The organism is Paraglaciecola aquimarina (genome assembly GCF_032464635.1).
Taxonomy (GTDB): Bacteria; Pseudomonadota; Gammaproteobacteria; order Enterobacterales; family Alteromonadaceae; genus Paraglaciecola; species Paraglaciecola aquimarina.
In genome coordinates, this window is the sequence record NZ_JAWDIO010000002.1 from 1,362,828 (window position 1) to 1,386,197 (window position 23,370).

Sequence of the window (23,370 nt, forward strand, 5' to 3'; positions counted from 1 at the left end):
AATAAGTGACTGTCTTTACAACTGCTAAAGCAAACCGATTCCGGCTCAAAAGACCACCGGAATGACGAAGGCTCAAAACACTATCGGAATTGTTGCAATCAAGACAGCCATCATTGCCCTAGAGCCTAAAGGTAGAATTACAACTGCTAAAGCAAACCGATCTCCGGCTCAAAAGACCACCGGAATGACGGGAGTAGAGCCAAACCGATTCCGGCTTTAAAGACTACCGGAATGACGAAGGCTTAAAAGACCACCGGAGTGACGGGAGCGGCAAACATCTCTATGACACTCCTGCAATCAATGCAATCAAGACACCCATCATTGCGCTATCAAGACACCCATCATTGCCCTAGAGCCTTAAGGCAGAATTATAACTGCTAAAGCAAACCGATTCCGGCTCAAAAGACCACCGGAATGACGGGAGTAGAGTCAAACCGATTCCGGCTTAAAAGACTAGCGGAATGACGAAGTCTTAATAGACTAGAGGAATGACGAAGGCTCAAAAGACTAGAGGAATGATGAAGGCTCAAAAGACTACCGGAATGATGAGAGCGGCAAACATCTCTATGACACTCTTACGTCATCCCTGCCCCAAACTCCGTCATCCCTGCATGTTGTTAGCAGGGATCCAGCTCTTGTTAGCTAAAAACCAAAGCAAAATATAATATTGCAATTTAGGGCTCCATAACTAGTGACATCAATTATGGGTGCCTTAATAGGGTTGGCCTTTTAAAGGTAGATTACTTGCTCTCTGTTACATGCAGCCCTACTGTGATGGTGCATGTAATTCACCTTTTCGCTCTATTAGGGCTAACTCAATTTTTTCCATGGTTTTGTCGCGCAATGGGTAGAACACCATGATGAAAATTTTAATTAAAGCTAGCAATGCTGGGATCAAACTAAAGCATAGTAGTATCCCTAATTTAGATTGTGCATCTTGCTCAATATTGCCAATAAAACCGAAAGCAGCTAATACCCAACCAGCTAAAGCACCGCCAATAGCTAACCCCAGTTTCAAGCCAAAAAGCGCAGCCGAAAAGATGACACCTGTGTTTCTATGTTGATATTTATATTCGCCATAATCTGCAGTGTCGGCATACATTGACCACTGCAATACAGGGATAAAGCCAACGGCAATACCATTGATTGCTTGTAATACAAACAATAATGGGAGGTTACTGTCTTTGATGAAATAGAAGGCGACCATAATTATGCAATTTACTAGAGCGGCTAAAATAACCAGCATACGTTTGTCTATATAAGCGCAAAAAAATTTGGTTAGACTGGCCCCAATAATGCTGAACAATAAACTGGTCGCCAAAAACAGAGTGGATAGATCAAAAGGTCCCAATATGGCTGTACTATCATCACCTATCCAGTATTTAAAAAAATGTAAAGTGACTGCTCCATGTATTGTAAAATACATGCCATGTACTATGTATGAAAGGGTTAATAATTGCCAAGGTCGATTTTTCAGTAAACTGCTAAAATCATTTCTAATAGTTGATTTTTGTTGTGGAGCTGGTTTTATACGTTCCTTACAAAAGAAGAATGTAACCCAGAACAGTAAAATCGATATGACGGCAAAAAGCGCCATGGTTAACCTAAACCCCTCAGCTTCATCTTCGACGCCGAGTACTTTTACTAACGGCCTAATCAGCAATGTGAGTAATAAGCCTCCAGAAAATGCTCCCACAAAGCGATATCCAGATAAAGCGGTTCGTTCGCTAGAAAATGGCGTCATAACCCCAGAAAGTGAAGCATAAGGAATGTTAATGGCGGTAAATGCTAGCATCATTAGTGAATAAGTAATGAAGGCGTAAATCAACTTTCCTTCCATTGATAGCTGCGGATTTAAAAACATTAAATAACCACAAATACCATATGGTATAGCGATAAATAGTAAATATGGGCGATAACTACCCCATCGGCTTCTGGTTCTATCGGCTATCGCCCCCATTGCAGGATCTGTCACCATGTCTAGTAGTCGAGAGACGAGAAATATACTACCAACCACACCTGCAGATAGCCCTACTGAATCGGTGTAGTAATAAAACAGAAAGAATTGGAAAAACTTAAAAAAGAAATTTACTGCAACATCCCCTGCTGCGTAAGCCACTTTTTCTCCAAAGGAAAGATAAGTGTTTTGTTTATTTACCATTATATTAATTGAACCTCTGATGCCTTTGTTTTAATAACACTGCTTAAAGTTGTATCGAATATTGAAAGTGATAGGTGCTAGGATAGATTCGATACTTCTCAAGGGTATCTGGACCACATGCTGCATTGCCTAGCCCCCGTTGTTGATAATCAATATTGACGACTGTTTCTTTACGAGGGCTAAGATCACTTGTATGCCGAGCGCTTTCTAGATCGTGGTCGGTAAAGTGGCTAACAGAGATATTCAGCGGCTCAGGAAATGTTAAGCGTATTTGTGCTCCATTTTTATGAGTGAGCTCAAGCCAACGCACATCGGTGTGATTACCATGAGATTGAGGTAGTATGTATGGTACATATTGATCCATTACCGAGCTTTCAAATCGGCTAATCCAGGTTCCAGCTTTACGATCTGAGTAGGATTCATGTGGTCCCATACCAAACCATTCACATTTTTCTATGCCTTCAGTAAGCATTAATTGCATGCCTAAACGAGGTAAATCAGGTATTTCAGCATCAATTTCTATGACTGAATCAACAGTGATTAAACCGTCATTTAATAACTGCCAAGTGGTTTCTTGCTGTATTTTATTACCGCTATTTAAGGTGACTTCATGTTTTACAACAATTTGGGGAATACCGTTAATCGTTGATTGTTGCCTTGAGGCTAACTGTAAATCGATTTTGTCTAAACCTTCTTTGCGCCATTTGGCTAAAGGTTTGGGACGAGTTTCATTTTTTAATCGTAAACCGTCATTATCAACTGGACAGCGCCATAAATTTAATTTTGGAGCAAGTGCTAAAAGTTCGATGCCCCCTTTTTTCCATGATTGCCATAAACCTGTAGTGACATCCATTTGTAATTGAATGTCTTGCCAATGTAAAACTCCTTCTTTTTCTACAGTTATATTTGAAAAATTGTTAGGCTCAATATCTAGTGATTTTGCATTGCATAGTTTATGTTGTTCCCATGCAATTTCATCACCGGCTTGGCACCATGATTGATCTTGTTTAGCGGTAATACTAAAGCGAATATAAGATTCTTTGCCAGCTGTATTGGCTTTTATTAAGGCATCAGCGGGTAATGTTAATTCAACTGTTTTCCTAGGCTGAATGTCTAATAAAATGTCGTGTTGTTTAACAATTTCATTTCCCTCGGATTCAATTACCCAATTAAATGTTAACCACCTGATGGTGGCGAAGTATTGTTTGTTTTTAATACTAAACACTAAGGGATTTTCTGATGATTGTTCAATAGCAATGGGTTGTGCTAGCTTTTTAAATTCTAATAAAGCGGGATGTGGTGTTCTGTCTGGCCAAACAAGGCCATCAATTACAAAGTTTATGTCGTTGGGACTATCGCCAAAGTCGCCACCATAAGCCCAATACTTTTGTCCTTGTTCGGTGTATTTGGCAATACCATGGTCAATCCACTCCCAGATAAAACCACCTTGTAGGCTAGGTAAGCTTTCAAATAGCTCAAAATATTCTTTTAAATTGCCATTGGCGTTACCCATAGCATGACAATACTCACAAGGTATACAGGGCCTAGGATCGTTATCCTCATTAGAAAATTTAATTAACTTTTCTAATGAGGGGTACATGGGGCAAATGATGTCTGTTGCTAAAAAATGATCGGGTCGATGTGAACGAATTTCATCATATTGGATATCAAAGTTATCATCCCAATGCATATCCCTAGTGGCACCTTCATAATGAATAATGCGGGAGTCATCATATTTGCGGATCCAAGCAGCAAGGGCATCATGGTTGCATCCGTAGCCAGCTTCATTACCTAAAGACCAAGAGATAATGCTTGGATGGTTTTTGTCTCTTTGCACCATTCTCATGCCGCGATCAAGCCAAGCGGTTGCATATCGTGGTTCATCACATAGATTCAGACGAAAAGCGTGGCTCTCTATGTCAGTCTCATCGATAACATATAACCCATGTTTATCGCATAATTCATAAAAATAGCTGTCGTTTGGATAGTGGGCACAACGGACAGAATTCACATTAAAACGCTTCATGGTCAGTACATCTAATTCCATGGTTTCCCGGGATAATGCTTTACCATCAGTATCATGATGGTCGTGTCGATTGACTCCGTTTATAATGACGCGTTGTCCATTAATTAATAGTGATCTGTCTTTAATTTCTACTCTGCGAAAACCGATTGATTGTCCTAACGTTTCAACAATATTTTCATTTTCATCAATTAATTCAACTACTAACTTATATAAAGTGGGGGTTTCATGACTCCAGAGTTTTGGGTTTTTGATGGTTTTTTCTGAACGTATTTGCCACCAATATTCCCGCTCAATATAGCTTTGTGCTTGAAAAGAAGTTATCCATTCTTCGTTAAATACTTTTTGATTATGCTCATCAAAAAGTGTGGCTCTGAGTTGCCAATTTCCAAAGGGAATTTGTGGGAAACTAAGGCGGGCCTTGAGGTCTATGACAGCTGTTTGTAAATCACCACTTACTATTGGTTTGATGAATAGGTCTTCTATATTTACTTTTGGTGTTGAGCGCAAGAATGTTTCTCGGAAAATGCCAGCCATCCACCAATGATCTTGATCTTCAATAAATGATGCGTCAGACCATTGCACTACCATAGCAGCTAGTGTGTTTGTACCTTTTTGTAATCCTCTTTGTAAATCAAATTCAGCCGGTAAACGTGAACATTTACTTAAGCCTATAAATGTACCATTTAGCCACAGTGCTAATACACTTTCGCTACCGCCAATATGCAATATAGTCTTACGTTGGTACCAATTTTCATCAATTTCAAATGTGGTGTAATAAAGGCCTGTTGGGTTCTCTGCCGGAACACATGGAGGAAAATTAGAGAAAGGCATTTGTACATTGGTATAGTGAGGTTTGCCATAACCTTTCATTGTCCAATTAGAGGGCACTTGGATTTTATCCCAAGTTGAAAAATCAAATCCTTCACTAGCAAAATCTTCAGGGGCCTGATTAGGATGTTCAATATATTTGAAATACCATTCACCACTTAAAGATAGATGAAAAGGAGAGGCTTCTGGCGATCCAGATAAAGCAGCCGCTATGCTTTGACTGGAAATAAGGCGTGGACGTGATGCTATTCTATGAATATTAATCAGTTCTGGGGCTTCCCAAAAATTCGAGGGTAAATAGCTAGGTAATGGCATAAAATTTCTTAATTTATTTTTAATAACGTAAGGGGATACACTAATAATTAAAAGCTAACTTACAAAAGTAAGCTAGCTTTCAAAGTAAAAGCTATATTAGAAGTTAGCTCTTATACCAGCGGTATAACGTGCGCCGGAGTCTACGATTGATACAACGTGATTTGAGAACCTACCATGCGATCGAATAGTTTCATTAGTAAGGTTAATACCTTCAACAAAAACCGTGACCGAATCATTGATGTCGTAACTAGCACTCATATCAACTTGACTATAATCCTCAACATAGATCGGATCTCCACCAGTGCCATTTCTAAGGGTTTGTAAAAATTGGTCACGTTGATTTAGTGCAAGACGGAATTGTACTGGCCCTTTCTCATAAAATAAGACGAGGTTCATTGAGTCGCCTAGACCTGTTAACGCAAATGATTCATCCAAATTATCAACATCAATTTCCTTATTACTATCAACAAGAGTCATATTGACCATCAAACCCAGACCACTAAATAGCCCTAGTAACATGTCAAACGTTTGCTGGTAAGCGAGTTCAATACCATCCGCTGTAAGTTTTTCAGGAGAATTAATTACAGATGAGATATCCCACGTTGGATCAGACCCATCTTCTGGTAGAACATCCGCTCCAGTTGTTGGGTTTTGGAACACTTCTCTCCTAATACCACTCACGATAAAGTTATCGACTGATTTTGAAAAGTAAGTTGCTGACAAATAACTTGCATCGCCAAAATACCATTCCAAACCAAGATCGATATTAGTGGACTCATATGGATCGAGCATTGGGTTTCCGCTGCTGGCTCTTAACGCACCAGGACTAACCACATCATAAGAAATACGCGGTGCCAAGTTACCAAAAGTAGGCCGGGTTACGGTTTGTGAATACGCCGCACGTGCCTGTAAGTCATCCGTAAGTTCTAAACGAAAGTTAAATGTAGGTAATACATTTGAATAGTCATTTTTTTCGTTTACTGGGAATAATTCGTCAGTTAACACTCGGGTAAGCAATGTTGGGTCATTAGGAATTTCTTCCAATCCGATAATATATGCTTGCTGTCCCATCGCCGTCGTTTCTGTCTTTGAGTAACGTAAACCCACTTCCGCCGTCCAAAGTAGACTGCCGAGATCTCCCTCAAAATCAAGCTCAATGTAAGCTGAGGATATTTTGTCTTCAATCGCGAAAGAATCTGGGCGTGTTAAGGCCTGGAAACCGCCAAACTCATCCAATACAGCCTGAGTCGTGCCTACCGGGTTTCCTCTTGCGGTATCGTTATTAGTTGCTGCTTGAGAACTTTCCAAAAAGTCGATATATGCCTCTGCATCAATTTCTAACCAACTTGTGGGTATGTTTGAGGCATTCTCACCGGACATAAATCCAGAAACACTAAAGTCAGATAGCAAACTCGAAGGAACATCAATGGGATAACCGCAATACAGACATGAAACATTACCATCAGTACGTACATCATTTCGTGTTTTTGTCCTTTCATGATTTGAAAAGCCAAATTTCAGATCTTTCAGAGGGCCAGCGTCCACATACCATGTAGCATCAAGTTTTATTTCTGATACTTCGTCCTTAATTCCCAACCCCTGTCTATTTACTATATGTGCCCGCCCCATACTTGGGTCTAACTCCGGTACACCTTGTAACTCAACATATGTACCATTGTTCACCTGTGTTACACCGCCATTACTGAAGCCAATAACAGCAAATATATCGTTACCGCCGTTTTTAGATTCTGCTTCAGACTGAGATACATCGAGGCTCAAATTAAGTGAGTCACTCACATCCCAATCTATATTAAGACCTGACGCAAATGTTTCTGTGGGTCGATTAAAGCTTCGTGCAACCAAATCTGTAGAAGCTCGTGCGCTTTGTGCAAAAGATATAACCGTATTGTTCGCATCGGTTTCCAGAACACGGGAAGGCTCATCAATATTAGGATCTGTATCCCAAACCCAGTGACCAATTGAGGTCGCATTCGATTCGACGTTAAAATCAGAATAGATAACATCTGCTGTTAATGTGACGTCATCAGAAGGAGCAAACTGCAACACTGCAGTACCGCCGGTTCGCGTGCGATCTTGAAAATCGACTATTTGATCATTCGTTTGCTGGATAAATGAATTTTCTTCACCACCAATATCAGATAAATCGACACTGGGTAAAAATCCACGATTGTTTATCTGATCAATTCTTGCATTTCGCTCTTGGTGCGATAACGAAATTAATAAACCAGCCTTATCATCTGCGAAGCGAGTGCTCATTAAAGCTGAAACTTGAGGTGTCGTTTCTCCTGATTTATCTTCATATAAAGCTTTAGCATTCACGACCGCTTCAAACCCGTCAAAATCAAATGGTCTCGCTGTTTTAATATTGATCGTAGCCCCGATGCCACCATCCGTCATTCTAGCGGAATACGTTTTATTTACGTCCGTTCCACTAATTAACTCAGAAGCTAAAGTATCAAAACTAAAATCACGTTCTTGGTTCTCAGTGGCCATTGTTCGACCGTTAACTAGCACGGTATTAAATTCTGGGCCAAAACCACGAACCGTTACACGCTGACCTTCACCTCCACTACGATCAATTGAAATACCAGGAATTCTCTGTAGTGACTCGGCAACATTTTGATCGGGAAACTTACCTATATCTTCGGCAGAAATGGAATCAACAAATCCACTTGCTTCACGTTTTGTATCAATCGCTCTTATTAAACTGCCCTTAATACCTGTGACTGAAATAATTTCGGTTTCATTAGTTTCTTGAGCATGTGCCTGAATACTTATTATTGAACTGCCAACAGCGCAAGCTACAGACAAAGCTAAAAATTTCTTGTTATACATTTCTTATCCTTTTAAAGGTAAATATTTATTTAGCAGTACTGAAGAGCCCTATTGGTTAAAAAATATTGTTTGGTGCTTCAAACAATAACCCGCGAGCACATCAGTATGTGAACATAATATGTGCAATGTTAAAATCTTGCAAGCGCTTGCAGTGTTAAATGTGATAATAATGTTAATTGTCATTTGATATCAATGATTTAAAGGTGGTTGCGTTTGCATGTTTAGGTTGTTTTAGTGGGTTTTCATATAGGGTAAGTGGTAATTAACTGAAAATTAATGGATACTCATTTCTCTATTTTTAGTTTGGTGCAGTGACAACAATAATGGTAACGCTGAAAGACGTCGCAGATTTAGCTGGAGTATCAACTTCCACTGTATCTAGAGTGGTGAGTGGGAAAAATGTTGTTGCTCAATCAGTCAAAGATAAAGTCGAAAAAGCGATAAAAAAAACGGGTTATATACCTAATATTAACGCTCGCGCTTTGGCTAATAAAAATTCAAGTAATATTGGTTTAGTGACACCTGATTTGTCACTCGCATTTTTTGGTACTTTGGCCGCAGGTGTCATAGAAGCTGCTGATGACTTAGGTGTGATAGTTGATATTTGTAACTCTAAAGGCACCACGAGCAATCATTTAAAGGCTGTAGATACTTTAAGAAAACGTGGTTTCAAAAATATCATTTTAGATGAACTACATTGTGAAGAAAGTGAAATCATTGCCTTATGCAAACAGATCCCTGGATTGGTATTGATTAATCGCTTTATCCCTCAAATTGCTAATCGTTGTGTCTGTATCGACAATGTGACCGGCGGCTATATTGCGGCAACTGAATTACTAAACTACGGACATAGAAAAATAGCCTTTGTTACAAGTAATTCCTCTATTTCAGACCCTTTGGACCGAATTCATGGGGCTAAACAAGCTATTGGACAAGAAGGAATTAATATTGATGGATGCCCTATTGTCGCTGCCCCGCCTACTATAGATGGCGGGAGACAAGCCGTTTCGGAGTTATTGGCTCAAGCACCTGAATTTACTGGTATTTTAGCTTATAACGATAATATGGCGACAGGCGCAATGAACGAATTACAAGATAGGGGAGTGAAAGTACCTGAAGATGTTTCAGTCGTAGGTTTTGATGATCTCGCCATATCTACTATTTGCAGACCTGCCTTAACTACCATGCATTATCCGATACGAGAAATGGCTGCTTATGCAGTTAAATTATCGTTAGAACTAACAGCCAAAGATGCTAAACAGATCAACAAAACACACCGCTTTGTTCCAGAAATAGTGACAAGAAAGTCAGTGAGTAAAGTTTAGCTGCTGTACTTAACTGACTTGCTACTGCTAGCAGTTAGTCATATTGATGTAATAGCTTGCATTAAGAGTTAACATCGTGAACCGAAGCAGGCTGGCCAATTAACCTTTCTCAAAAACGTTTATAATCTAAAAGCGAAAGCAAGAAAATTGGGTATAGAAGTGCCTAGCCCATAACTGCAATCAACAATGCAATCAAGACACCCATCACTGCCCTAGAGCCAACAATGCAATCAAGACACCCATCATTGCCCTAAAGCCTAAAGGTAAAATTACAGACTGACATCAAAGTCTGTCATCCCTGCATGTTGTTAGCAGGGATCCACATGGCCGAATAAGTGATTGTCTTTACAACTGCTAAAGCAAACCGATCTCCGGCTCAAAAGACTACCGGAATGACGGAAGTAGAGTCAAACCGATTCCGGCTTAAAAGACTACCGGAATGACGAAGTCTTAATAGACTAGAGGAATGACGAAGGCTCAAAAGACTAGAGGAATGATGAAGGCTCAAAAGACTACCGGAATGATGAGAGCGGCAAACATCTCTATGACACTCTTACGTCATCCCTGCCCCAAACTCCGTCATCCCTGCACGTTGTTAGCAGGGATCCAGCTCTTGTTAGCTAAAAACCAAAGCAAAATATAATATTGCAATTTAGGGCTCCATAACTAGTGACATCAATTGGTGCAATCAAGACACCCATCATTGCCCTAGAGCCTTAAGGCAGAATTACAGGCCGACCTCAAAGCCTGTCATTCCTATATGTTGTTAGCAGGGATCCACAAGGTCGAATAAGTGATTGTCATTACAACTGCTAAAGCAAACCGATCTCCGGCTTAAAAACCACCGGAATGACGAGATTAGAGTCAAACCGATTCCGGCTTTAAAGACTACCGGAATGATGAGAGCGGCAAACATCTCTATGACACTCTTACGTCATCCCTGCCCCAAACTCCGTCATCCCTGCATGTTGTTAGCAGGGATCCTGCTTTTATTAGCTTAAAGCAAAAAGCTTGTCACAGAGGTACACAGAGAAACTATGTATGATTGACCTACATAGAGAAAAAGTTAGAATGTTTCTGACTGGAATCAACCATTCTGATCCTGTTGATTGCAGATTACTGCAGTAAGACCTGCGCTTTAGAGTGTTCTAATATGAGTTGTTGGGGGTTCAAGTTGTAACTTTGTCTGGCAGGGTTAAGTTGTTTACTATATTTTTTGATCATTGTTGTAGACCATGACGGAGACTGTAAGAATGGACCTAACAACTCTATATTATCTTTGTTTAATACACTCATTTGGGTTTTGATTATGGTGCCTAGTTCGTCAGCAAAGTCTGCGCCATTTATGTAATCGTAATACAAAATTAGACTCCAACCGGCTTCTAAAAAATGCCCCCCAACACTGACTTGCATTTCTCCTGATCTAATTTTATCGATAGTGGGAGCCGACCAATCAATCCCCCCAATGATAGTGTTGCTAGGTAAATTAAGTTGTTGTTGATTTAGCCCATCTTCAATACCGTACGCCATCACGTCGCTTGCTACCCAATATGCATGAATATCTTGGTGTCGAGATAGTATTTTGGGGACCATACTAGCTACTAGTTGACGATCCCAGTTACCAAACACTATATTCAATAAACGACTTTGTCTGTCTTGATATACCATGCGCTCTAATCCAACAATTCTTTGTTTACTGACAGCTGAATAACTGAGGCCAGAGATAGCAAAAATGTTGACACGGCAATCTTCCAAAGGGCAACGTATTTTTCTTGACGATTGAATAATGCTCTTTGCTAACAATTTTCCAGCAAGTGTATCGTTTGGAGAAAGAGTGGCTAACCAACGAGAAAAGCGCTCTCTAGGTTTCCCTAATTGTAAGTATTGACTAGGTGATATGTCGGAGTTGATACTTATTAAGTCAATATTCTTTTCTTGCAATAAACTCATAATTTTTTCTTCTGAGCCTAACCAAAAAGACGTAATAAGCATATCAGGTAACTGCTCTTTTTTATCTAGTTGTTCTGATATATAGGCTGCAGCGTTAAATCGATTTCTGAATTCGACAGGCGGGTAGGCAATATCTAGTTGTATGTCTAGTGCCTTAGCGACAGCCTGGGCAAAATCTACTTGTGAATCCCAAAAGGGAAAGCCCTTACCTACAGGATAAATAAATAGCACATTAGGTTTAATGGCTGACTTTGTCGCATGAGAATTTAGGCTGACAATGCAAATGAAACACCCGAGAAGCATGATAGGCAAGGCTTTCGATAGTCTAGAGATTATGAGCTTCATATTAGTCCTGTGTTGTGACAAGTTATAAAATTCCCTTGGCACCTAGTAGAATAGTCTTTTAGCTTTGGCAGTACAAATTACAGACCAACAATAAAGCCCGTCATCTCTGCATGTTGTTAGCAGGGGATCACATGGCAGAATAAGTGATTGTCTTTACAACTGCTAAAGCAAACCGATTCCGGCTTAAAAGACTACCGGAATGACGAAGGCTCAAAAGACTACCGGAATGACGAGATCGGCAAACATCCCCATGACACTCCTACGCCATCCCTGCCCCTAACTCCGTCATCCCTGCATGTTGTTAGCAGGGATCCACAAGGCCGAATAAGTGACTGTCTTTACAACAGCTAAAGCAAACCGATTCCGGCTCAAAACACTACCGGAATGACGAGAGTGGCGAGAAAAAGATAACAGCAAAAGCCTTGAGCCACAGAGCGCTGCGCTACACAGAGAAAAACAAAAAGCAGGATGTCGCAAATTCGAGATGATGATTTTTTAAGGTTCGTGTCGATAAAATATAGTTATATCGACACGTTTTGACATCACGGTGATGCCATCAACATGAACCCATCTTGTGTTCTTAAATACGATTTTATAAACATCAGTAAATCAACATGCATACAATTCAAAAATGGGTAACTGTCAGCTCAAGCCTGGGCTAGCACAAGTTAATTGTTATGATGCCTGTCCTTGTAAGGGGGATAAGGCTTGCAACTGCGGGTGACTACAGTCATTTGTTAAATGGCATTTCGCATAATGCTGAAATTTCTTGCCTATAACCTTGGTTATTGTAATTTGCTGAATGAATATTCATGAACCCGTGTAAATAGGATACCCGCCTGATTGTTACGTTGTTCTTGTGAATCAAATTATCTATGAGTTCGTTTACAGAAAAGTGTGATTCTGACGCTGGGAATGTAAGGCTAATAGGAAATGATGGTTCAATATTTACACTATTTCTTATTTGAGAGCCATAGTAGCAATAAGCACTTGTTACATTAATACAATCAGGATTGTCAGATATTTTCCAAATCGCAGATGCGCCAACACTGAAACCAATTAGGTTTATTGCCGACTTTGTGGATTGAATGCGATTAAGCAAGTAGTTTGAATAGTGTTCTAAAGTTATGTGTTCTGAGAAATAGGCGTACGCTTCTTGTTCGTTTGGAAACGTCATAAATTTAGCTGAATATGGATCTAAGATTTCAGTAGGAGCAGAAAATTTAGAAGCTAATTCTTCTAAAGCTTCTGTTCTTCCAAAAATGTCGGAAACGATAATGTTCTGCATAGGTTTACTACCATTTAACGCCGGTCTCAACTACTGGAGTTCGATAAGGCTGCTTTAATCCCTTTACGAATGAGCTTACTTTGAAAATATCTATTCAGTAAAAATTGAGAGAGCAACGATGCACTAAATACTATTAATGTTGACAGTGAAAAATGCCCGAAATAGTTTATAGATGTGGCTGTTGGGATAAAAAACAACATCAAGCTCCCGAAGAAATACCAAGCACTCTTACCAGAAAGTTTCATATTTACGAAGGCTTCATGACGCGCTTTTTCCAAAATTTCTTCTCGGTCACCAACGGGAAAACAGCTTGTCTCAGGATAATAATTCAAATAACCTTTACTCATGAGTCCCCTAGATAAATAACGCTTAAGCTAAGCAGAAAACACGATGCGTTCTGACCGAAGATCAGCAAGTGGTTTTCTGCTTGAACTTTTTGTATACGCCCAGTATGAGCGTGAATTAATGAGGTAAATGCACACTGTTCGAAGAATGCTGTTTAATTTTCTTACCGTCATTAAACGTTAACTACTAGCGAATGGCAAGGGCTAAACTGCAATTAAGACACCCATGCAAGTAATGCAATTAAGACATCCATAATCAATAACACTCATCATGGGTGTCTCAATAAGAGTTCATAAGCATTTTCGCTCCGCTTCTTCGAACTCAATCTTATATTCAGTTCTAGATATACTAGCTTGATAAACAGTAACCTGAATCCGATTTAGCCTTAATGCTTCCCAAACCCGACTTTGAGTTTCACTGGATGAATTACATCCCAAGTAAACACTTGAGATAGCTTCTTTAGGGATATCAGTCAGGATGATATCCATCCCGTATTTATCTTTAGATGTAGCAGATCTGCTATCCAAGTTATTCAGAAATAGTCGTTCTTCTTCTTCATATGACCACTCAACTGGTTTTTCCCCAAATAATTTCTGGCGGTAGGCATAGTGATTCTCATTAACACATGAGCGCTTAGTTGTATAAATCACAGGTAACGGTCTAACAACCTCCCCCTCTAGGTTCCGTCTATGGAAAAACTCATGATGCTCGTCAAATCCAATAATATATCCTTCACTGCATGAAGCATAATGTGACCACATTAATAAGCTCGAATTGGTTCTAGACAATGATAGTATCCCCAAATGCTTCAAAAAGTCAGTCAGGGTAGAGCCAATGTTATACGGATTTGAGATATTTAGAGCAGTCTTGCGGAAATCTGCTTTTGTTTTCTCGTAAAGATTGCTGTTTGTCCTAGTTTTTTCACTTTCCTGCGCATTTGCCCAACATTCATCAAGCTCCCTAATCGCCTGACTAATTACAGGGTTAATATCTTCACTTATATCAACTAGAGGGAAGGCTTCAAATGGATCATTTAACGATCTAAAAGGTGAAAACCTTATCTTAAGATTTTCAATAACATCTAGTCGTTCGACTGGCAGGTATTTGAAAAGCACGATCCCTCCTTAATGCTTATAACGAGGCTGTAGGAAAAGTCCCAGCCTTAAATTTATTATCAAAATCACTACAAAACCCACACTAAATAGCACTGCTAAGTGAAATCTGGATAGGTTTTACCATTGCACTTCAAAAAGAATCAACCTAAAACACGTTATATTTTTTGACTTGAACTTTTTTACAGCCTTAACGCTCTAATAGTTGACTAAAATGTTGAGGAACGAAAAAAGCTAACTGTTTTTTTGTCCTTATTAATTAGCTTTTTCTAAAATGCAAAGACTGAGATTCTTCTGACATTCTTTCACTAAGCTCCATCATTATAGGATGCGATGAACATAGTTTTTCTCTGCCTCCAGATTCTTCACAGCCTTTTAAGTATGCTATAGACATTGAAGCTTGTTTATATACCTCAAAAAGCTTAAATATGATGGCATTTGTAGTTCTCTTTTCGTAATCTGTTTTTTGAAGCCAATCTATTGCATTATTGTACTGAGTTAGATGACTATGGAACGTCCTTATATTAAATCTCTGCCAGCCTGAAAAGCTAACTGCAACCTCATGGTAATATGCATCAAATACAGGTGAAGTTAATTTCGAAGGTAATATAAACGCATGATGTCCATCATGTCCGTATTTCATAGCTGAAGTCCTAGCAATTTCAGATGATTCATCTAAAATTATTTTTAATTCGTACATCTCTTCAACTACTGAATTTTTTTTAGACTTATTAGTAAAAACTGAACGAATAAATTCAGTTCCTTGTGCTAATAACCAGCCAAACCCGACCGCATATAAAGCAATTTCAAACTTTGACATAATATTCCATTGAAACATAACAATTTAGTTAACGACAACTTGGGGGCCTCAAACACGACAAATTGTCTAATTTTATTCGGGCTGTTTTTTACACGACCCATAAGGTATTAATTTATAACGAATAACTACTCTATGTGCAAAATATACTTTCGTAATACAACATTTGTAGTTGATCTGCTGTTATTGGACAAAACAGCCAAACTTAATAGGTAAGATGAACTTATTTGATGATTAGAAAGAATGGATTCCTGCTAACGACATGCAGGAATGACGTTAGGGAAATATTTTAAATGGTGGGGATTTTCTACCGTACCGACAAACGTAAGGATATATTTTGCTTTTACTTCAATCTATTCTTATCAACTGCTTTTTATCGGCGAAGCCGATGCTTTTGATTTTTTCGCGACTCCAAGCTCGTCGAGCAACGCAGGCTAATAGAGGGTAAATGACAAGGATGTCATTTTAGCAAAGTTTGTCGGGAACACTTCTTTGCGACCTCTATTAGGCAAGTCGCGCAGGCAATAGAACTTGGCTGGAGACCGGCATTTTACAAAGTACGTCCTGTATGTTGCCCTACGGGCCATCTTGCAGATGTTCAAAATGGTTCCCAACCAATTTTGTCTGGTTACTCTTTTTTGCTGTTGACCATATTTACGGGATAAATATGGAACGCACTTTAGTGCGGCCCGCAGGGTGAAATAGAGGGATGTATTTCATAAAAAAGTCAGTCGCCCAGCAAGGACGCCGTATCAAATCCGCAATGGATTGCGGTGAACGTAGTGAATAATCTTAGTGTGCGCAGCACATAAATAAGCAAAGCGCATAAGTGGCGAAGCCATGCCTTACGGCGCTGCCATGCTACGAGTGCGAAGCGCATGCTTGGTGTGCGCAGCACATGCCCTGTCGCGTAGCGATGACCTTACGGCGTAGCCATAAAAAAAGACGCTTTCGCGTCTTTTTATATAACTGTGCGAGCGAATTAAAGTTTGAAACTAAATATGCCTGTATCACGCAGTTTTGTTTTCGCAGTTTTTCCCAAGAATATGTAAAGTTTGAAACTGATGGTGTCTAAACTTAAAATACCACTACAATACGCTGCATTAAAGTTTGGAACTCACACATTCCTAAAAACTGTTAGGTTGGTTTGAGCGAGTAGCGGTAATTGGCTTCGTTGCCTTTGAACGACGGCTTGAGACAAGGAGTTGACGTTCATTGATATGAGCTTCTATTTCAGTTTTGTGCCAATAACGGTCACACAATAGCATCACCGTACTAAGCAATCGAAGTTTATACATTCTATACTGGCTAGCGTTAGCTTTGATGTAAGTTAGTTCAGCTGAAAGCGGAGCATCACAAGCAAAGTAGTCCTTAATTCAGATTTTTACAGCTTAATGCAAGCGAGTAATTGGATGTAGGGGCTGTCTGTGTCATTTGTACCCACCTGACTTGTTGCTTTCTTCATAGACCCTCTTCTAGCAGGTCCGTCTCCCCTCCAACTGGCATTCAATCCTTCGCCGTCGTGCGATCCGTTCGGTGAGCCATTCCATCCATTTTGATGTGCAAACATATTGTCATGAAACTCATGATTATGAGTTCCTGGATTGTTTCTAGATTCTCCATTACCAAGTGGTGTTCCGACCGTCTTTTTAAGTGTTCCATTCTGTAATAACCCAACCACGTATCTTCCACGCATTTCCGTGAACTCAGTCCACCCTGTTGGACATGAGTTTGCAGCCAAGAAAGCAACCGTATCCCTTGCAATTAAACCGCCACTTGCAACTAGACTGTTTACCTGCATTCGCAACTCATGCAGCGCATCATTATTACCAATTACATCAATACCACTTAAGTTTCCTTTATCAGTCCGCATGGAAACCATAACAGTGGACTCTGCTGGTTTGCTGCACGCAATAGTCACTGAATTAGAGTTGCTATTATAAGGTGTAGTAATATCACATTCAGTGTTCACGTCAGGTAATATGGAAATGCTCTCTACTGTGATGGGCGCACCATCAGCGTTGTTTTTAGCGTTGATAACGAAAGTCGATAGGTTTCTGCTAAGGCTCTACCCATGTGTGGAAGCCCCTGGTGGTTTCAATGCAGCGAGTAAATGCATTAACAAGTGATGCGCTCACTTGTTCTATCTTATTGATATAGTTATATCGGCTGCTTGCTGTGGAATGAGTGATATTTAAAAATTCTCGTCTGCGTTGCATATAGTTATTTTCAGTCGTTGTGCCCCCTAGGGAAGCATCAATCATGTCAATAATATTTATGCCCAAGTCAGCGCTGCCACTTTTAGCGTTGTTATACTGTTCAAATGTACTGCTGGATAAGAGTTGGTACATTTGTTGGAAGCGTTGGTCAGTAGTAAAAGTGCTGTTCCTGTCATGTATCCCTTGGGATAACAATACTGAGCATATTTCTTCAGACGCATATGAGTTAGACATTACAAAGAGGTTGAGTAGAAATATAATCCGTAAGGTAGAGCTGATTTTTATATTAGGTGACATAAACCGGTCCTTATTAATCAAAGAGTTTATGCACGACTGAAAAATTCCATGCAATATAAAACATAGTACAGTAAATGAAAGTTGCCACTTTTTTTAAGCATGCGAGTTAATTAAGGTTGAAAGACTATAAATCGCTCAAAACAGTCTTACAGATTGCAAGAATAAATACTGGCAGATATCTTCGTTTCTACAAAAGCGCTCAGTAATTAAACCTTGATTACGATCTTATAGCTGATTTAAACCTTGATTCTGATCTCCAATACTGTTGCTAATTAACCGTTGTTGCCAATTGACGATACTGCGCTATACACCGCTTTTAAGCTTTCTAACTCTTGAGACGCCAGTTCAATAAGTCTCTTCCCCAGAAATGGTGAATTGTTATTCACCATTGTCATGAACCCGTAGATGTTTACCGGGTTAGAGAAAGAGTTCTTAGTTCTGCATGAATATTGAGAACGAGCGAGAGGTGTTCCTCAAGAGACTGAGACCAGTTCAGTGTAACAGGTGAGTCAACAAACTTGTCATAGTCAGCTTTTGATTCAAAGCCAAGAACTGCAACCTTTTGTGATTCAGATAACCGCCAGCGTTCAAGCAGTCTAACGACTGCTGATACGACAATTGCTTTACTCTTGTCATCCATTAGTGTCCTCTCTTTCGTTTCACTTTCGAGGCCATTGGGCGCGAAATAATTTAAGCGCTAATTTGGGAGGCGTCCCGATTCTTATGATATCAATCTCGTCCCAAGTGACCGATACGCTTTCATAGCTTTTCAAAAAGTAAACGGAGTTTTGCGTCATCGCTGCGAATCCTCCATCGATCTTTTGAAGTTTTATAATAGGGCTAGTGGAAATCCAAGGAACTATAGCAAGCCTTTCGGTTCCGTCAGAAACAATCGTGCCATACACGAAATTTACTTTTGGCTCATTTTCTACACTTATATAAATCGCGTCTGTGATTTCACCGGTAAAAATCATGTTCCACGATCCATTTTAATCTAGTCATTTGTTTACCTTAATCAGCTGTTGATAAAGCAGGAAACATGAAATCAAAGGTCGGCAACATTTCATTCAGATCTTCCAAGAATTGCCTTGTGATACTTGTCATCCGCTCTTCACTCAACCCTGAAGCGCGAAGCAGAAACCAACGTCGCGTAATATGTGGATGTCGATTATTAAGTAGTTGATATGTAATTCTGCGTACCTGATATTCACTAACTGATTCAGCGTAGCGCGAGAGAAACATTGAAGCTAAGGGGAGTTTATGTGAATACTTTTCAATGGTTGAAGTGTTGCTGAGTTGAAACATGAGCCAGCGTTTTGTTGCCCGTGGCAATGATAAATCTGCATCAATCCGAGTAATTACATTAAACAAAGATTTAACGATAGCGAGGTCGCGTTTGCACCAATCGACTCTATTGTTTATGGTTATTCGCGTTTCTTTGTGCTCTTCATTTATTCGTAACAACCAATCCCTATCAGCTCGATAAAGTCTGGCGTACATAGCTGCTGAGTGTCTACGCGCAACTTTCGGTGTATATACTTTCAATAGCGCTTTCCATACTGACTTATCTTCTTTTACTTCATTTGACGACGAAGTTGTCGAGAAAGTAGAGACAGAATCATATGTGCGTAAATACTTTGATTTAGCGCCTGCCATTTTAATGCATTCAAGAATATTGAACTTGTCCTGTGATAGCGCAGCATTAACCACAATATGTTCAAGATACGAAAAGCTCTTTCTATGTTTCCTAAAAATTGAATGCAACCAAGATGTCTGTTTGTTGTTAATACTCAGGCGGCAACGAACGAGAATGGCTTTTGGCCAATAGGCATTAATCTTTTCTTTAATAGGCTCAAAATCAACGTACGCTCCTTTCAGAAATCCATGACTCCGAGCTAATTGCTTATAATAGTTGGTCCACTGTGCAAAAGACGGTGAAATTAAAACCTCGGTATTATTTAAAAGTTTTTCGCAAGCAATACTTATTACTTTGTCGAATTCGCAATAACTGGTTTCCTCTCTAGTATCCAAATTACATGTTGAAGCAGGGATAAATTCATGCCTGTGCAAGCCCTTTTTTATGCTAGTGCAAGAGACAAGCTTAACATTGTGCTTATAACAAAACTGGATCGCTGGGACTTGGTGACTCCTTAACCAGAATACTTCACCATAGCGCTGTCGTTGCTCTTCTGCACAAACGGGGCAATATCTTAAATATTGTAATTTTGGAAGCTTATTTGCTGCATAGCCTGACAAAACGTGGCTTCCAGTATCTTTCTCCGACAGCATCAAAGCTTCAACTTGACGTCGTCGTACTGGCGGCATAAAAAAAGCAGCTAAAGGGAAGAGTGTATGTTGATAAATAAGCTTAGTAGCAGAAAGCTTGGTTGACGTAGGAATGACGTCAACCAACTTTTGTAAGTGTGAAGGATATACCCATGATGCTGCAACGCTCCGATTTTCGTATAAGCTCTCAATAAGAGATTTGGGACTTCTAACTGCGAAGTACAGTCGAATACGAGCTTGATAACTATATAATAGTTCGTCGGCATGAGGCAGAGCATCGCAGTGAACTAGATCCATGAAACACCTTCAAATTTAAATGAGATCATCAAATAGACCTCCCTGCGAGTTGTTTTTAAAATCTGGTGGCAGAGGTTTATTCTTTTTTGTTGTCTTCTTGCACTTAGACACTAGGGTAGGTTTGATTTCAGCATTATTGTTTAGCAAATCAATTGCCAACGGTAACAACGACTTTTTATCCAACTCTACGTTTTCAGATATAACAGCGTCAACCGCAGCTTTTGCAGTGTCTTTTTCATACCCAATCTGAATAAGTAAATCTAATAATTCATGACCTAAAGGATTGAGTGGGAGCTGTGTTGATTCTTGAGTTGATTTCGCTATAGATTTAGACAAAGTTGCGATTTTTACTGCTATCTTCGACTGAGGTAAATCAGAGTAATGACTAATAAGATCTGGGTTGTTTGAGCGCAATGCATGAATAATTGAATGCATAGATTTAAAGTCATCATCGTATACTCGACGAATTAACTCTACCGTTATCTCTTCTTTTTTACTGTGTATAGCTCTGAGCTGCACTTGAATAAAAAGCTTAATCGCAATATCGAGTATGCCTTGGCAGCAATCAAACCATGCTTCATTAATTTCTGCTGTAAAGGCAGCCGCAGGTTTTGACAAATACTGATAAGACCAAAGCTTCCTAGCAAAATAGTCCCATAAAGGTTTGTCTTCTTTATTTTGGTTAGAGCCAAATTTAATTTTTAGCGGATCCCAATCGTTAAACCCTGCGATTCGTCTGGCACCCGTAACCTCTGATTCAAGTTTCCCTATCGCGGCAGGTGTTCCGGTAAAAATAATTGGTAATTTTATTGTGTTGATAAGTGAGACTAAAAAATTAACTACCTTTTCTGATTCACCTGATTTCACGCGCCACATTTGAAATTCGTCAATCACCAAAATACCAATATTGAAGCGAACAACAGCAGCTTGCATCTTCTCCAGCATTGTTGCTGGGCTTTCACGTCGCTCAAACCAAACGGTATTGGGCTTCTTAATAGCTTTGTTAAGCGCATTAAAAAAATTGATACAAAGTCTTTTGCTACTGCCATCGTGTGGAAAATTAATATACAAACTCGTGATTTGTGTAATATTCCATTTTTCATGATGCAGTACTTGAGGGTAATGTGATAACAAGCGCTTTAGGGAAGTTGTTTTTCCAAGACCCGCAACGCCGTAAACACTTCCAGACATCGGAGTATCAAATACTTTACTTGGCTCCAGACGCAAGGTCATATCGCCGTTAAGCATCTTTTCATAGTTTGCTTGCAGTAACTTGGGGTTTAGTTTCAAATTGGGATTTCGAGGAACATAACCTTGCTTGATTTTATTATCGATGAACACGGCCAAATCATGATGTTGAGGAAATCCCACAAATATCGCAGATAGTGCAGAAACTAACTCTGATGCTCGCACTCTGGCAGGAGCGCTACGCAAAACCGTTGTTGGAAAACAATTAAGTCGTTGTATTACTTCTGTTGCTGTACCAAGATTCGGTAAACACTCAATGAGTGGGTTCCCCTTATAGGAAGGTACATTTGTACTTCGGTAAGCAGCCTTAACACTACCTTCAATTTTACTACTCATCATCAATTCCATTTGTTTCATTTTTGACATCCTTGCCGTTTCTTAAGTTAAATAATTCATCTAATTCTGGATTACCAAACTCATCCTGAGTTGATAATTGACCAAGATCTGTTTCATCCAACAATACTTCAAATTGCTGTGGTGAAAAGTCTTCAATCAGTTTTTGTCGCTCTTCATTACGCGCTAACTCTTTGTTGCGCGGTATATCTCGCTTCGTCTGAGCAGCTGACTTTTTATTTGTTTGTTGTTTTTTTCGCTTTTCAGCATTTTTTTGTATGGAAAGTGCTTTTTCCTCAATTACTCGTCTTGCTTCCTCATAATTTTCAGTATTGTAAGCCGTATCTGCTTGCTTTGACGTTCGAAGCTGAACTTCTCGAAACGAGCAGTCTTTAAACTGGCGTGACTGCGGTTTTAAAAGGCAAGTAATCGTTTTTGTACAGCCGTCGGGCAAAATCAAATATATTTGATTAACTGTCATGGGATCAAAATGTACTTCAACCTTATCCGGACGTGCTCGATTGTTTCTTATTCGTATGAACCACGAGAGATTTTCAAGTTCTTCTGAAAAGTAAAATAGCTTTTTAAAGTACACACCTTTTTGACTTACGCTCGCAGTATCCTTCGGTAAAACTGCTATTTTTAAGTTTTCTTCATCAACTTTTGTTAATTGGCCTGAGCGATTTGCTATTCCCCAGTTCCACACATTTATTGGTGTCCGAGGTAGATCATCCGGCAAATCTTTTTCGCAATCATACTCCTTCATTATTCTGCAATTGTTTATCAGAATTATTTCCGATACGACAATTTCTTCAAACTCCGGAAGCGTAAGTACAGCATTAAGTCTACCGTCGATTGCGCCTGCTTTCTTGTTTGTCACTTTATTTGACTTGCCTGGATAACTGCCTGAAAACGGTTGTTGTATCAACCCTAGGTAGCGTTCACAGAATGGCTTCATGTCTGAGCGCCCACTGCCAGTGTTTTCCATTCGAATGCCTGTCGCCTCGACAAGATGACTTCCGCTTTCTCCGAAGAATTCAGCCTTATCGCTCAAAAGAGAAGATGGGAGTCCTGTGCCAGGCCATTTCGAACATATTTCGGGAGCTATATTGTATTTGTCTAACAAGTGAGTTTTGTCTTGGACTGCACTAAGAAGTGCAATACTGCCAGTACGATAAGAAGGCGCATGAAGCCCGATATAGTAGCCCGTTATAAGGTGAGAAAACACATCGACAACGATGTACACATGAGGCTTGCCTATTACGTTTGATGTGTCGTAAACAGAAACAAGGTGTACCTCAAACAATGTCGCATCGATTTCG

At 39.7% G+C, this 23,370-nt stretch carries 16 protein-coding genes; 1 reads left to right on the top strand and 15 read right to left on the bottom strand.

The genetic code is table 11. The features are described from left to right. Positions 1 to 766 precede the first annotated feature (766 nt). The 3 genes from RS130_RS07255 to RS130_RS07265 all read right to left on the bottom strand — a co-directional run bounded on the left by RS130_RS07255 (position 767) and on the right by RS130_RS07265 (position 8,186). Positions 767 to 2,161 carry an MFS transporter gene (locus RS130_RS07255; RefSeq protein ID WP_316025394.1) on the bottom strand — a complete coding sequence of 465 codons (1,395 nt, stop codon included), beginning with the start codon at positions 2,159 to 2,161 and terminating at the stop codon, positions 767 to 769. 43 nt (positions 2,162 to 2,204) lie between these two features. After that, positions 2,205 to 5,330 (bottom strand): glycoside hydrolase family 2 TIM barrel-domain containing protein, encoded by a 3,126-nt coding sequence (locus RS130_RS07260; RefSeq protein WP_316025395.1) that lies wholly within the window; start codon positions 5,328 to 5,330, stop codon positions 2,205 to 2,207. Positions 5,331 to 5,426: 96 nt separating this feature from the next. After that, positions 5,427 to 8,186 carry a TonB-dependent receptor gene (locus RS130_RS07265; protein ID WP_316025396.1) on the bottom strand — a complete coding sequence of 920 codons (2,760 nt, stop codon included), beginning with the start codon at positions 8,184 to 8,186 and terminating at the stop codon, positions 5,427 to 5,429. Positions 8,187 to 8,509: 323 nt separating this feature from the next. On the opposite strand from RS130_RS07265, the gene RS130_RS07270 reads away from it, so the two are divergent. Continuing rightward, on the top strand, positions 8,510 to 9,511 hold the full coding sequence (locus RS130_RS07270; RefSeq protein WP_316025397.1) for a LacI family DNA-binding transcriptional regulator: 1,002 nt from the start codon (positions 8,510 to 8,512) through the stop codon (positions 9,509 to 9,511). Positions 9,512 to 10,627: 1,116 nt separating this feature from the next. On the opposite strand, the gene RS130_RS07275 is transcribed toward RS130_RS07270, so the two are convergent. The 12 genes from RS130_RS07275 to RS130_RS07330 form a co-directional block, all read right to left on the bottom strand. Then, positions 10,628 to 11,806, bottom strand: a complete 1,179-nt coding sequence (locus tag RS130_RS07275) for an ABC transporter substrate-binding protein (RefSeq protein WP_316025398.1) — start codon at positions 11,804 to 11,806, stop codon at positions 10,628 to 10,630. Between the two features lie 730 nt (positions 11,807 to 12,536). Further along, positions 12,537 to 13,094 (bottom strand): dienelactone hydrolase family protein, encoded by a 558-nt coding sequence (locus tag RS130_RS07280; RefSeq protein ID WP_316025399.1) that lies wholly within the window; start codon positions 13,092 to 13,094, stop codon positions 12,537 to 12,539. A 26-nt stretch (positions 13,095 to 13,120) separates the two neighbouring features. Further along, entirely contained in the window at positions 13,121 to 13,441 is a 321-nt protein-coding gene (locus RS130_RS07285) for a hypothetical protein (protein WP_316025400.1), read from the bottom strand. 288 nt (positions 13,442 to 13,729) lie between these two features. Further along, positions 13,730 to 14,554 carry a DUF2971 domain-containing protein gene (locus RS130_RS07290; RefSeq protein ID WP_316025401.1) on the bottom strand — a complete coding sequence of 275 codons (825 nt, stop codon included), beginning with the start codon at positions 14,552 to 14,554 and terminating at the stop codon, positions 13,730 to 13,732. Between the two features lie 256 nt (positions 14,555 to 14,810). After that, entirely contained in the window at positions 14,811 to 15,371 is a 561-nt protein-coding gene (locus tag RS130_RS07295; protein ID WP_316025402.1) for a hypothetical protein, read from the bottom strand. A 1,381-nt stretch (positions 15,372 to 16,752) separates the two neighbouring features. After that, a complete protein-coding gene (locus RS130_RS07300; RefSeq protein WP_316025403.1) occupies positions 16,753 to 17,241 on the bottom strand; it encodes a hypothetical protein in 489 nt (162 codons plus the stop codon). 187 nt (positions 17,242 to 17,428) lie between these two features. After that, entirely contained in the window at positions 17,429 to 17,884 is a 456-nt protein-coding gene (locus RS130_RS07305) for a hypothetical protein (protein ID WP_316025404.1), read from the bottom strand. A gap of 409 nt (positions 17,885 to 18,293) precedes the next feature. After that, a complete protein-coding gene (locus RS130_RS07310) occupies positions 18,294 to 18,524 on the bottom strand; it encodes a hypothetical protein (protein ID WP_316025405.1) in 231 nt (76 codons plus the stop codon). Positions 18,525 to 18,543: 19 nt separating this feature from the next. After that, the gene (locus tag RS130_RS07315; protein ID WP_316025406.1) at positions 18,544 to 18,858 is read right to left on the bottom strand and encodes a hypothetical protein; all 315 of its coding nucleotides are present in this window, start codon (positions 18,856 to 18,858) and stop codon (positions 18,544 to 18,546) included. Between the two features lie 37 nt (positions 18,859 to 18,895). Beyond that, positions 18,896 to 20,467 carry a TnsD family Tn7-like transposition protein gene (locus RS130_RS07320; RefSeq protein WP_316025407.1) on the bottom strand — a complete coding sequence of 524 codons (1,572 nt, stop codon included), beginning with the start codon at positions 20,465 to 20,467 and terminating at the stop codon, positions 18,896 to 18,898. A 15-nt stretch (positions 20,468 to 20,482) separates the two neighbouring features. After that, positions 20,483 to 22,072, bottom strand: a complete 1,590-nt coding sequence (locus tag RS130_RS07325) for an ATP-binding protein (RefSeq protein ID WP_316025408.1) — start codon at positions 22,070 to 22,072, stop codon at positions 20,483 to 20,485. Further along, the gene (locus RS130_RS07330; protein ID WP_487369321.1) at positions 22,044 to 23,354 is read right to left on the bottom strand and encodes a Mu transposase C-terminal domain-containing protein; all 1,311 of its coding nucleotides are present in this window, start codon (positions 23,352 to 23,354) and stop codon (positions 22,044 to 22,046) included. Before RS130_RS07330 ends, RS130_RS07325 begins: the two co-directional genes overlap by 29 nt. Positions 23,355 to 23,370: the final 16 nt, after the last annotated feature.

What these genes read in the sequence shown, in the direction of transcription:
- RS130_RS07255 (WP_316025394.1), bottom strand. Translation starts at nt 2,161, where the DNA reads ATGGTAAATAAACAAAACACTTATCTTTCCTTTGGAGAAAAAGTGGCT.
- RS130_RS07260 (WP_316025395.1), bottom strand. Translation starts at nt 5,330, where the DNA reads ATGCCATTACCTAGCTATTTACCCTCGAATTTTTGGGAAGCCCCAGAA.
- RS130_RS07265 (WP_316025396.1), bottom strand. Translation starts at nt 8,186, where the DNA reads ATGTATAACAAGAAATTTTTAGCTTTGTCTGTAGCTTGCGCTGTTGGC.
- RS130_RS07270 (WP_316025397.1), top strand. Translation starts at nt 8,510, where the DNA reads ATGGTAACGCTGAAAGACGTCGCAGATTTAGCTGGAGTATCAACTTCC.
- RS130_RS07275 (WP_316025398.1), bottom strand. Translation starts at nt 11,806, where the DNA reads ATGAAGCTCATAATCTCTAGACTATCGAAAGCCTTGCCTATCATGCTT.
- RS130_RS07280 (WP_316025399.1), bottom strand. Translation starts at nt 13,094, where the DNA reads ATGCAGAACATTATCGTTTCCGACATTTTTGGAAGAACAGAAGCTTTA.
- RS130_RS07285 (WP_316025400.1), bottom strand. Translation starts at nt 13,441, where the DNA reads ATGAGTAAAGGTTATTTGAATTATTATCCTGAGACAAGCTGTTTTCCC.
- RS130_RS07295 (WP_316025402.1), bottom strand. Translation starts at nt 15,371, where the DNA reads ATGTCAAAGTTTGAAATTGCTTTATATGCGGTCGGGTTTGGCTGGTTA.
- RS130_RS07300 (WP_316025403.1), bottom strand. Translation starts at nt 17,241, where the DNA reads ATGCGGACTGATAAAGGAAACTTAAGTGGTATTGATGTAATTGGTAAT.
- RS130_RS07305 (WP_316025404.1), bottom strand. Translation starts at nt 17,884, where the DNA reads ATGTCACCTAATATAAAAATCAGCTCTACCTTACGGATTATATTTCTA.
- RS130_RS07310 (WP_316025405.1), bottom strand. Translation starts at nt 18,524, where the DNA reads ATGGATGACAAGAGTAAAGCAATTGTCGTATCAGCAGTCGTTAGACTG.
- RS130_RS07315 (WP_316025406.1), bottom strand. Translation starts at nt 18,858, where the DNA reads ATGATTTTTACCGGTGAAATCACAGACGCGATTTATATAAGTGTAGAA.
- RS130_RS07320 (WP_316025407.1), bottom strand. Translation starts at nt 20,467, where the DNA reads ATGGATCTAGTTCACTGCGATGCTCTGCCTCATGCCGACGAACTATTA.
- RS130_RS07325 (WP_316025408.1), bottom strand. Translation starts at nt 22,072, where the DNA reads ATGAAACAAATGGAATTGATGATGAGTAGTAAAATTGAAGGTAGTGTT.